Origin of the sequence: Vibrio sp. V33_P6A3T137, from assembly GCF_009904835.1 — a bacterium.
GTDB classification, from domain to species: Bacteria; Pseudomonadota; Gammaproteobacteria; order Enterobacterales; family Vibrionaceae; genus Vibrio; species Vibrio metschnikovii.
The window spans coordinates 1-11,382 of the sequence record NZ_WXWK01000157.1 but is presented as its reverse complement, the minus strand read 5'-3'; the positions used below and the strand labels follow the sequence as shown (position 1 = coordinate 11,382).

The following is an 11,382-nucleotide window of genomic DNA, read 5'->3' as shown; positions in this document are numbered from 1 at the left end:
GTTATTTGGTGTGTGTCCTGTAAAAGATATCCTGTAAAAGATATAGTAAAAGATATACGAGAGAGATGAAGATATCTTGGAGTATGCTGATAACTACAGCTACACTGAAATCACATGAGCATATGATGTTTACTGCACAGCTATCTTCGAAATCAACAGTGGATGGTCGTGTTTCTACTGACAGTGCAAGAAATTGCGCGAGCCAAAAAGGATCTCGAGAATGTCCTCTCAAAACATGAATAGATTTGATTTTATTTTAGACAAAAAAAATGCCATGGTTTTGGTGCTTGCTACCTTTATTGGGGGCTTTATTAGTTCTCTCGTAAAATCAGGTACTGAGGCTAATATGCCGCCACGTATAGCGGGTGAAATATCGCCGCCTGCCGCGAATATTGATGCTTGGTTAGGATGGCTAGGAGTAAACTCTCATTCGCTGGATTATGTGTATCAAGGCATTACTATCCCTGGTGCGGTTATGCTTTATCACTGGCTATTTAGTTTTGCTTTTGCCTTTGTTTATATTTTCATCTCAGCAATAGCACCCAAGATAAGACTTTGGTATGGGGCAGTGTACGGAATTATAATTACATTGGTCATGCATGGTCTATTGATCCCCGCATTAGGTTTTCGACATCCAGCGTATCTTGATGGACAAGTAGGATGGTTATGGAATCTTAATGGTTATGAGTTTTGGAGTGAGATGATCGGCCATATTTGTTGGTCCGTTTCGATTGAGGTGAGCCTTATTGCCGTCTTAGCTCTGCTTGGAAAACCGATAATAGGTAATTGGGCGAAGTAGGTTGTTTATAATAGCGGACGTTTTATAAGCTAATCGAATGCAGACTGCGCTGATATAACACAGGGATTAATCTGCCGATCAATCCCTGTATAAGTATGTTACCTATGATTATCACATGGTTACATGATGAGTAACACTTGGCAGTAGTCCTTCAGGCATTAAACTATTATGCACCGCTTGTTTAAGCAACTCGTTCGCTTGTTGTATATCTGGTGCAAAGTAGCGGTCTTTATCATAAAACGGCACCTTGGCGCGTAATATCTGCTTGGCCAATTCAATGCGTTCAGAAGAGCGATGCGGCGCGCGAAAATCTAATCCTTGCGCGGCTGAGAGATATTCAACCGCCAAAATCCCACGCGTATTTTCTGCCATATCACGCAATCTTCTGGCGGCAAAGGTTGCCATGGAGACGTGATCTTCTTGATTCGCTGAAGTGGGTAAACTGTCAATCGAGGCTGGATGCGCGTAGGTTTTATTTTCACTCGCTAATGCGGCCGCGGTGACTTGAGCAATCATAAACCCTGAGTTGACACCGCCATTATCAACCAAAAAGGGCGGTAGTTTACTCAGCGCACTATCAATCAACAGCGCCATGCGCCTTTCTGACAAGCTACCGATTTCGGCTATTGCTAAGGCGAGGTTATCGGCCGCCATTGCCACTGGCTCGGCATGAAAGTTACCGCCAGAAATAATATCGCCATCATCAGCAAACACCAGAGGATTATCAGATACCGCATTTGCTTCAACGCAAAGCACTTCTGCAGTTTGGCGAATTTGCTGCAAACATGCCCCCATCACTTGTGGTTGGCAGCGTAGTGAATACGGGTCTTGCACCTTTTCGCAGCCTGAATGTGAATCGCCGATTTCACTACGACTATCAAGTAAATGACGATAGGCGGCTGCCGCATCCATTTGGGTACGATGACCACGCACGCGATGTATGCGTGGGTCGAATGGCTTACGGCTGCCTAACGCCGCCTCAACGGACATTGCGCCGCAGACGGTTGCCGAGGCAAACAGATCTTCGGCCATAAATAAACCTTGCAGCGCGAAAGCGGTTGAGGCCTGAGTGCCATTGAGCAGCGCCAGTCCTTCTTTAGGCGCCAAAGTAATCGGTGATAGACCAGCAATGCGCAGTGCCTGACCTCCGTCAATGATCTCCCCTTGATAACGTGCCTGTCCTTCACCGAGCAATACGGTGCTCATATGGGCAAGAGGAGCCAAGTCACCTGAAGCTCCGACCGAGCCTTTTTGCGGCACGCAGGGGTAGACTTGATGGTTAACTAAAGTGATTAAAGCTTCAATAACCGATAAACGTATGCCCGAGAAGCCGCGCGCTAAGCTATTAATTTTTAACACCATCATTAAACGCACGGTGTCATCATCCATCCATGCGCCAATGCCAGCAGCGTGGGAAAGGACAATACTTTTTTGTAGCGTTTCTAGATCTTCAGGGGCGATTTTGGTGTTAGCCAATAAGCCAAAACCAGTGTTAATCCCATACACGGTTCGGCCTTCCGTGATCACTTGCTCGACCACTTTGGTGCTTTGTTCAATCGCTGGAATCGCGCTTGGATCTAAACTCAAGCAGACAGGGGATGAGTTAATGTGGCGCAGTTGGCTCAGCGTCATCTCGCCGGGAGTAATGGTTAAGTGATGCATGGGTTATCCTTATTATTTTAATTGAGCCAACTCTGCGTTAAGCATAGGTAAATCGAGTTTTTGTTCCGCTGCGCAGCGCTTGGCGATGTCGTAGCCAGCATCAGCATGACGCATTACCCCGGTAGCAGGATCGTTATGCAGCACTCGGGCAATGCGCTCGGCTGCATCGTCACTACCATCACAGCAGATCACCATTCCGGAGTGTTGTGAAAAGCCCATACCAACGCCGCCACCATGATGAAGAGAAACCCAAGTCGCGCCGCTGGCCGTATTGAGTAGTGCATTCAATAATGGCCAATCAGAGACGGCATCAGAGCCATCAAGCATCGCTTCGGTCTCTCGGTTAGGGCTTGCCACTGAACCAGAATCTAAATGATCACGACCAATAACGATGGGCGCTTTTAGCTCGCCATTTTTGACCATTTCATTAAACGCGAGTCCCAGCCGTTGACGGTCTTTTAAACCCACCCAGCAGATACGCGCTGGTAGCCCTTGAAACTGAATGCGTTCACGAGCCATATCAAGCCAATTATGTAAGTGAGGATTATCAGGAATGAGTTCTTTAACTTTTTGATCGGTTTTATAAATATCTTCCGGATCGCCCGATAAAGCCGCCCAGCGAAACGGTCCGATGCCTTCACAAAATAAGGGACGAATATAAGCAGGAACGAAACCGGGGAAGTCGAACGCGTTAGCAACGCCCTCTTCTAAAGCCATCTGCCGAATGTTATTCCCATAATCTAAGGTTGCCGCGCCGCGTTGCTGCAAGGTGAGCATGGCTCGTACTTGAGTGGCCATTGAGGCTTTAGCGGCTGCCGTGACTTTAGCTTCATCTTCTAAACGGCGCTGCGCGGCTTGCTCCATGCTCCAGCCTTGCGGTAAATAGCCATTGAGTGGATCATGAGCTGAAGTTTGATCGGTCACCACATCAGGCGTGATATTGCGCTCAACTAACTGCGGGAAAACATCCGCGGCATTACCTAATAAACCGACCGAAACCGGCGTCTCTGATTCATAAATAATGGCTAACGCTTCATCTAAGCTAGTGGCTTTTTTATCGACATAGCCAGTACGTAGACGATAATCAATGCGCGATTCATCGCATTCAACGGCAATCATTGAAAATCCTGCCATGGTTGCCGCGAGTGGTTGAGCGCCGCCCATACCACCGAGCCCACCGGTTAAGATCCAGCGCCCTTTGGCTTGACCATCAAAATGTTGTTTAGCAACCGAGACAAAGGTTTCGTAAGTGCCTTGGACAATGCCTTGTGAACCAATATAAATCCATGAGCCGGCAGTCATTTGCCCATACATCATCAGTCCTTGTTTATCGAGCTGATTAAAATGCTCCCAATTCGCCCAATAAGGGACTAAGTTTGAGTTGGCAATCAACACTCGTGGTGCGTTTTTATGGGTCGGGAACACTGCCACCGGTTTGCCCGATTGAATTAACAGCGTTTGATCTTCTTCAAGACGCTCTAATACCTCGACGATTTTATCGAAACATTGCCAGTTGCGCGCCGCGCGGCCAATACCACCGTATACCACTAATGCATGGGGATGCTCGGCAACCTCCGGATCTAAGTTATTCATTAACATGCGCAGTGGTGCTTCGGTCAACCAAGATTTCGCGCGCAGAGTCGTGCCGTGCGAAGCACGAATAGTTCGAGTGGTATCTAAACGAACATCGTTATTGGGTGGTTGTGACATGGTGTTGCTCCTTATTCATGGTTCCGTTTACGGGTCAAACCCTTTTTTATCATCGAGGATAGATGAATGACCCACTCAGCCAGTATGGGGGCCGGGAATAAGTGAGTCGTTTGATTGAGCTTTAAATATCATCAGAAGGAGAGTCAGTGCTCTGAACTTCAACCGATGATGGGGTAGCGTGTGACTGCTCTTGGTGCTGAGTCATGGCACTGGCGATTTCCCAACACAGACGAGCAGCAAGTCGCGCCGTTTGATTATCGATATCGTGGCTTGGGTTATATTCAGCCAGATCGGCAATCAGCAGTTTATTGATATGGTGTTGCAGTAGATGATCGAAGTAGAGATGGAAATTATCTAAACTTACGCCTTGGGCAGCAGGAGCGCTGACACCGGGGGCGGTCGCCGCTGGAAAGACATCGAGATCGATGGTTAAGTAGAGATAATCGCAATCGGCGATAAATGCATCCATTTTCTCAATTAACGCAGCGTGATTGCGCTCGTTGAGGGTTTTATCATCGACATACCAAACACCAAGCTCATCGGCACGCTGGAATAGAGCGGTCGTATTGTTAGCACGGCTGACACCTAAGCAGGCGTAATGAAAATCCCAGCCGATTTGTTGACAGTGATCAGCGATTTGCATAAACGGAGTGCCAGAGCTGGGCTTGATGGATACCTTCTCACTGCTAAAGGATCTGAGATCAAAGTGAGCATCAAAATTGATGATCGCGATCTTTGGCGTTTTCATGCCTTGTTTGAGTAAATGTTTTCCCAGTCCTTGAAAACTCGCCCACGCCACTTCATGACCACCGCCAAGCACAATCACTGGTGAGTGTTGTAAACCGTCAGCAATTAACTGCGCACAACGGAGTTGGGACTGCTCTAAATCATCATCATGGCAGTGAATATTGCCCAAATCGCATAACGAGCTGGTATGGTGCCACGCTAAATTGGCTAATGCTTGTTTAATTAAATTCGGTGCATGTTTTGCGCCGATCCGCCCTTTATTGCGCTCAACACCGGCATCACATTCAAAGCCGACCAATGCAACGCTGTGGGAGGCTTGGGTTAATTCATCAAGGTGTTTTATTTGCATGACATGGTGGACTCGCTGACCAAGTTCACCATCTTCAACATCATCACGACCTTGCCACTGATAAAGATGGGAAGGGGAAACGGAATTAGTCATGACAGAGCTCTCCATCAACCATACGGGCTTGTAAATAAGGGATACCAACTTGATAACTCAATTCGGCAGGATGATTAAGTGACCAGAAGGCCAAATCGGCATCATAGCCGACAGCAATTTGGCCGCGGCTTGCCGCGACACCCAGTGCTTGTGCTGCATGAGTGGTAACCCCACGCAGCGCTTCTTGCGGAGTTAAGCCGAACAAGGTGCAAGCCATGTTCATCATTAAGGTCAGGTCAGCAAATGGTGAAGTGCCAGGATTTATATCAGTAGCAATCGCCATGGGTACTTGATAGTGGCGTAACCATTCAATGGGTGGCTTACGTGTTTCGCGTAAAAAATAAAACGCACCGGGCAGCAAAGTCGCGACGGTCGTGGATTGCGCTAATGCTTGCACTCCAGCTTCATCGAGATACTCAATGTGATCGACCGATAGGCCGTTATAGCGCGCCGTTAAAGCGCTGCCACCGAGATTGGACAACTGTTCTGTATGGCTTTTAATCGCTAAACCATGCTCTATGGCACACTGAAACACTTGCTCAGTTTGCTTAAGATTAAAGCCTACTGATTCACAAAACACATCGACACTGCTTGCCAATTGCTGCTCTGCCACTTGTGGAATGATGCTTTGACAGATGAAATCAACATAACTATCGGCTTTACCGGCAAACTCAGGTGGCACGGCGTGGGCGGCAAGTAGGGTGGTGGTAATTTTCACTCGGCGGTGGGCTTCCAACGCTTTCGCGGCTTTGAGCATTTTAATTTCATCATCAAGCGTCAGCCCATAGCCAGATTTGATCTCTACACTGGTGATCCCGCTGCGTAATAAACCATCTAAACGAGGCAGTGCTAACTCGGTTAATTGCTCTTGTGAGGCTTGGCGGGTCGCTTGCACCGTTGACATGATTCCGCCCCCTTGAGCGGCAATCGTCTGATAAGAGAGGCCATTTAAGCGTTGTTCGAACTCATTGGCTCGTTGACCTGCATAAATAAGGTGCGTATGGCAATCAATCAGTCCCGGAGTGACTAACTGGCCTTGGCAATTGGTTCGCTGTGGATGGTCGGCGAAGGTGTTTGTGGTGATGTCGGCAATTTTTCCGTCACGGATGACAATTGAAAGCGGCTCACTGGGCTGATAGCCGATATCACCAGCTTGCATACTCACTATACGCGCATTGGTTAAGACGTGTTCCATTTCCCCTACTTAGCGAGCCAGAGGTTCGCGATGATACCGACTTCCTTGCTACTTGAAGCTGCAGCGACATTGGCTACGTTCGATCATCTCAATTCAATCGCTGAGTTTTCGACTGTTTGAGGACGATTTTTCCAAACAGGTAACATTAGGTCGTTAAGGATGATTTAATGTATATACAATTAATAGGATTAACGGATGATGAATGCAATGGTTATGTTACAAAAATGTGATCGGCTCTATGGTTGTGGATAGACAATTTTCGAACTTAATTTGTACTTACTGGCCGGATGATAGAGCTGAGCGAAGCTCACTAAATGCTCACCACTCCAAGTACGACGATTAAGCAGCAAGCAAGGTTCGTTAGCTTTGAGTAGCAACGCTTCACTGATTGGTTTGTCAGCGATCAAAGCTTCGACCGTATGCTCAATCGCACTGAGTGGGCAGGCCTCGGAAAGGTATTGGTTAGGCGTAATATGAGTAAAGTCTTGTTGAAGGTAGTCAGGGGCATGCCTAGGGTTAACCCAACGAACTTCAAGTTGTAATGGTTGATCGTTCGCGTAATGTAATATTTCACTATAAAACAATGGAGTAGAGAGCATTACCCCTAATTGAGTAGCAAGAGTTTCATCGGCAATTAAAGAGTGATGAGCGCGAACTTTATTATGATAACGCTGACCTCGACTGACGATTTCCTCGGCAATATTGCGTATATCTAACAGTGGAGATTCGGCTTTTTCTGGTGCGGCGCAGACAAAGGTGCCTAACCGTGGGCGACGTTGCAAGCGGCCTTCAGACACTAAATCTCGAATCGCTTTATTGACCGTCATGCGACTGACAGAAAATTGCTCAGTTAATTCCAATTCGGTGCTGATCCGTTCACCAACTGGCCATTGGCCGGATTCGATCTGGTGAATAATGTGCTGTTTAATTTGTTGGTACAGGGGTGAAGTAGGCATACAAATCCATTACATTTATTTATCTATACAAATGATTGATGAGCGAGCTAAAAAAAGCAAGTCTATTTGTTCGTATTTAGCGCAGGGCTATACAGATAATGTTTTTTGCGATTTAAAGCCTTAGGCTTATTCGCTATAGTGTCAGCTATTTCCAGGCTAATAAGAGAGAAAAATATGCTCGCATCCTCGACCAGCATTCCTACAGAAATGACTTTCTTTTCACGATTTGAAAGCGATATTTTAACCGGAAAAAAAGTCATCACTATTCGCGATCAAAGCGAGAAGGATTATCAACCGGGTTCTATGGTTGAAGTGAGTACCTTAGAAGAAGGGCGTTGGTTTTGCCGTTTAAAAATCATCAATGTTGAGCCGATCCAGTTTGATGACTTAAATGAGTTTCATGCTCAGCAAGAAAATATGACCTTAACTGAATTAAAACAGGTGATCAGCGATATCTATCCAGGGATAGAAGAGTTGTATGTGATTCATTACCAACTAGTCGAATAACGATCTTTGGTTATTTAACTGCCGCGCTAAGTTGATTTTTCTTTTAGGAAAAAAACAATGCCAACTCGTACTGAGTTGGCATTGTCGGTTAGTGGGTTAACCTAGATTAGTCGGCTAACAAAACGAATATTAGTCACGTTTCCAACGAATATGACAAAACTTTTGTTCAGGATCTCGACTTAGCAATAAACGTGCAAAAACGTCATCCAGTACGTCGTTACTCTCATTGACCAATCCTATGCAAATTTCTGCATAGCGCTCTTTATCGACGCTAAAGCCAACTTCCGCATCCCAATCATCACTAATATCAACCACTTCAGCTGCACCGCGCTCATCGAACTGGGCAACAAAGAGCAGGACATCTGCTGGTTCAAGGTTATCTTCCGCCATTTCTAAGAAAATGTCGTAAGCGGTATCGATGGCTTCATCGTAAGAGAGTAAGTCTGTCATGCTCACGCTCGGTTCATGTATTTACGCTCAGCGGTATTGATCACAATGCGATCACCGTTAGCGATATATTCAGGCACTTGTACCACTAGACCCGTGGCAAAACGCGCTGGTTTAGTGCGTGAAGAAGCAGAAGCCCCTTTGATTGATGGGTCAGTTTCTTCAATCACCATCTCTACAGAAGACGGTAATTCGATGGCAACAGGTTTACCATCAACCAACACCACTTGTAGACCTTGAATTTCTTCGGTGATAAACAGCAGTTCATCTTCGATATCGGCTTTTTTAAAGGTGAATTGTGAGTAATCTGCATTATCCATGAAGATATAATCATCACCGTCGACATAAGAGAAAGAAACGTTGCGTTTGTTCATCTCTACCGTATCAAGAAAATCGTCAGATTTATAACGTTCGTCGACGCGAGCACCTGTAGTTAGGTCAGTACAACGTAATTTGTAAATTTTAGAACCGCCACGGCCACCTGGAGTGGTGACTTCGATATCTTTGATTAACAATGTTTTGCCGTTAGAAATAATCGCAAAACCTTTTTTTAGTTCACTTGCCTTTGGCATGGAAAATACCCTTTGTGCTTGATTTCGGCGCATTATAACGAATGCTTTCCCAGAAAAGAAATGCTTCATGCGCTCCTGAAAAGAAAAAGTTGTTGTGCAGTGGAAATTGTCTTGCAAGACACGGTTGGTCATGATTTGGCTATTGATTCGAACGCGCGCATAGGAGAACATAACTTTATGTTTCACTTGTTGAGTTACTTTACGACATGACCTTGTCGCCTATTGATGCCAAGCAGCCTTTCCAAATTGATTATCAACCTGCGATTAAGGAGTTGGTCTCTTTTTTGCGTGCCGGATTAGGCGAGCAGCTACATAGCGTATATCTCTATGGCAGTGTGGCACGCAAAACTGCGCGTCCCAACTTTTCAAATCTGGATGTGATTGTGGTGACTTATGGTTCAATCGAGAATACTCGTACGACCTTAATTAATACCATTCGTTGGCGTTTTCAAAAACGCTTTGCGTTTATTACTGATGTCAGTTTTAAAACCGCTGAAGTGAAAGAAGTCGCGACGTTAGACAGTTTATTTTCTTGGGGTTTTTTACTGCGCCACTGTAGTGTTTGTGTCTATGGCGATAACCTCGCAGAATGTTTTGGTGATTATGAACCAAGTTGGGAAATCGCCAAGTATTGGAATATGGATGTCGAAGATTGGCTGCTGTTTTATCGTGATAAAATAGCCAAAACCCATGATGCCGCTCAACAGGCGAACGCTCAGCAGATGATTGCTAAAAAACTGCTTCGTGCCAGCTATTCATTGGTCATGTATCAGGACAAAAATTGGTTTGATGATCCGCGTCAGTGCGGCGAGCAGTTTTTACGTTATTACCCAGAGAAACAAACTGAGGTTGATCGCTTAAAAATTTTGCTGAAAGGGCGAGTGATCCCCAAGCGTTCGGTGATTGGTTTATTAGATAGCTTTGGTCCGTGGTTAGTCAAACAGTATAAAAAAACTGAATTTAAGATTGGTTGATAGTCTGCGCATTCATTCTATTACGTTATAGAACGGTAAGTTATCAATACTTTTACTAACAACTTACCAACAGAGTCAACGTCTCTTTCTTATAATAAGCCGTATACGGTTGCTGAGATCGCAATAATCCCCATGATGACTACAAAGGTATTGCTGGTCAGTCCTCGATACTTTTCTAACGCGGGTATTTTTTGAATCGCGTACATTGGAATTATATACAAGATAAGAGCAATGATTGGACCACAGAGCACTTCTATCATTCCCAGTACCGATGGATTTAGTGTCGCGACAAGCCAAGTGGTCATCAGCATGACGATAACGGTCAACGTATTTATTGTACTGGGTTTAATGTTATAGCCTCGATGCTCAAAACCTTCACTGATTAAACGAGAACATCCTTCTTGTGCGCCAATATAAGTCCCTAAAAATGATTTAGAAATGGCGATAAAAGCGATCATCGGGGCCATGATTTCAATGACGGGCGTATCCAGATAGTTGGCTAAGTAAGAGAGAATAGTGATATTTTGTGCTTTGGCCTCGGCAAGTTGCTGTGGCGAAAGCGTGAGTACGCAACTAAGTACAAAGAACATTACGCTCGCGACCATCATCATGTGTGCGTAACCGAGAATTTGAGAACACTTTTTTTCTGCGAGTGTGTCACTATATTCTTTGCGTTTTGATTTAGCAAAGGTGGAAATAATGGGGGTGTGGCTAAAGGAGAAAACCATCACTGGAATGGTGAGTAAGAGCGTTCGCCACATATCGCCGCTGGTCACGGAGTGAAGGATAAGATCTTGGTTAAATATTGCGCCATTCCAATGCGGGATAAGATATAAAGCAAGGAGCATCAATACTGAAACGAAAGGATAGACCAGAATACTCATGGTTTTTACTATCAGTTCCTCGCCATAACGAACAATCCCAATCAGTGACATCAAAAGGCAAAATGACAGAATAAAGCGTGGCGGTGGGATTATTCCTAATTGATGCAGCATAAAGCTTTCGACAGTATTGGTGATGGAAACGCCGTAGACCAGCAAAATAGGAAAAATGGAAATAAAGTACAGTAAAGTAAAAATACGACCTGCTTTTTTTCCGAAATGTTCAGACATCACTTGGGTTATATCTGCAGCAGGATTGGTCGATGATAGAACTAAACGAGCTAAACCACGGTGAGCATAAAAGGTCATCGGAAAAGCCAGTAAGCCCATTAATATCAGAGGGATCAGTCCGCCAATGCCTGCATTAATAGGAAGAAAGAGTACACCAGCCCCAATTGCAGTACCATAAAGTCCGAGCATCCAAACGGTATCAGATTTTCGCCATGTTGAAGGTGATACGGTGGTTATCGTGACATCCTGTTGTGTCGAT

11 protein-coding genes are annotated in these 11,382 nt (G+C 45.3%); 3 read left to right on the top strand and 8 right to left on the bottom strand.

The genetic code is table 11. The features are described from left to right. Nucleotides 1–220 precede the first annotated feature (220 nt). Nucleotides 221–799 (top strand): YagU family protein, encoded by a 579-nt coding sequence (locus CAG60_RS15015; protein ID WP_233268471.1) that lies wholly within the window; start codon nt 221–223, stop codon nt 797–799. A gap of 111 nt (nt 800–910) precedes the next feature. Here the strand turns inward: CAG60_RS15015 and hutH are convergent, their stop codons facing one another. The 5 genes from hutH to hutC form a co-directional block, all read right to left on the bottom strand. Next, a complete protein-coding gene (gene hutH, locus CAG60_RS15010; protein ID WP_161439307.1) occupies nt 911–2,461 on the bottom strand; it encodes a histidine ammonia-lyase in 1,551 nt (516 codons plus the stop codon). A gap of 12 nt (nt 2,462–2,473) precedes the next feature. Beyond that, nucleotides 2,474–4,171, bottom strand: coding sequence for a urocanate hydratase (hutU, locus tag CAG60_RS15005; RefSeq protein WP_161439306.1), 1,698 nt, complete (start codon nt 4,169–4,171; stop codon nt 2,474–2,476). Between the two features lie 121 nt (nt 4,172–4,292). Continuing rightward, nucleotides 4,293–5,360, bottom strand: a complete 1,068-nt coding sequence (hutG, locus tag CAG60_RS15000) for a formimidoylglutamase (RefSeq protein ID WP_161439305.1) — start codon at nt 5,358–5,360, stop codon at nt 4,293–4,295. Beyond that, the gene (hutI, locus tag CAG60_RS14995) at nt 5,353–6,555 is read right to left on the bottom strand and encodes an imidazolonepropionase (RefSeq protein ID WP_161439304.1); all 1,203 of its coding nucleotides are present in this window, start codon (nt 6,553–6,555) and stop codon (nt 5,353–5,355) included. Before hutI ends, hutG begins: the two co-directional genes overlap by 8 nt. Before the next feature lie 236 nt (nt 6,556–6,791). Next, nucleotides 6,792–7,511 (bottom strand): histidine utilization repressor, encoded by a 720-nt coding sequence (gene hutC, locus CAG60_RS14990; RefSeq protein WP_158143971.1) that lies wholly within the window; start codon nt 7,509–7,511, stop codon nt 6,792–6,794. 207 nt (nt 7,512–7,718) lie between these two features. On the opposite strand from hutC, the gene yqfB reads away from it, so the two are divergent. Further along, nucleotides 7,719–8,018 (top strand): N(4)-acetylcytidine aminohydrolase, encoded by a 300-nt coding sequence (gene yqfB / locus CAG60_RS14985; protein ID WP_212752454.1) that lies wholly within the window; start codon nt 7,719–7,721, stop codon nt 8,016–8,018. A 129-nt stretch (nt 8,019–8,147) separates the two neighbouring features. Here yqfB and CAG60_RS14980 read toward each other — a convergent pair whose 3' ends face one another. Then, nucleotides 8,148–8,468 carry an HI1450 family dsDNA-mimic protein gene (locus CAG60_RS14980; protein WP_004395430.1) on the bottom strand — a complete coding sequence of 107 codons (321 nt, stop codon included), beginning with the start codon at nt 8,466–8,468 and terminating at the stop codon, nt 8,148–8,150. A gap of 2 nt (nt 8,469–8,470) precedes the next feature. Then, the gene (gene yeiP, locus CAG60_RS14975) at nt 8,471–9,037 is read right to left on the bottom strand and encodes an elongation factor P-like protein YeiP (protein WP_004395429.1); all 567 of its coding nucleotides are present in this window, start codon (nt 9,035–9,037) and stop codon (nt 8,471–8,473) included. A gap of 206 nt (nt 9,038–9,243) precedes the next feature. Here yeiP and CAG60_RS14970 point away from each other — a divergent pair, with 206 nt between their 5' ends. After that, the gene (locus CAG60_RS14970) at nt 9,244–10,011 is read left to right on the top strand and encodes a nucleotidyltransferase domain-containing protein (RefSeq protein WP_158138354.1); all 768 of its coding nucleotides are present in this window, start codon (nt 9,244–9,246) and stop codon (nt 10,009–10,011) included. Between the two features lie 89 nt (nt 10,012–10,100). Here the strand turns inward: CAG60_RS14970 and CAG60_RS14965 are convergent. Continuing rightward, nucleotides 10,101–11,382, bottom strand: a 1,282-nt coding sequence (locus CAG60_RS14965; RefSeq protein ID WP_202598601.1) for an HAAAP family serine/threonine permease, incomplete at its 5' end; no start/stop codon positions are given.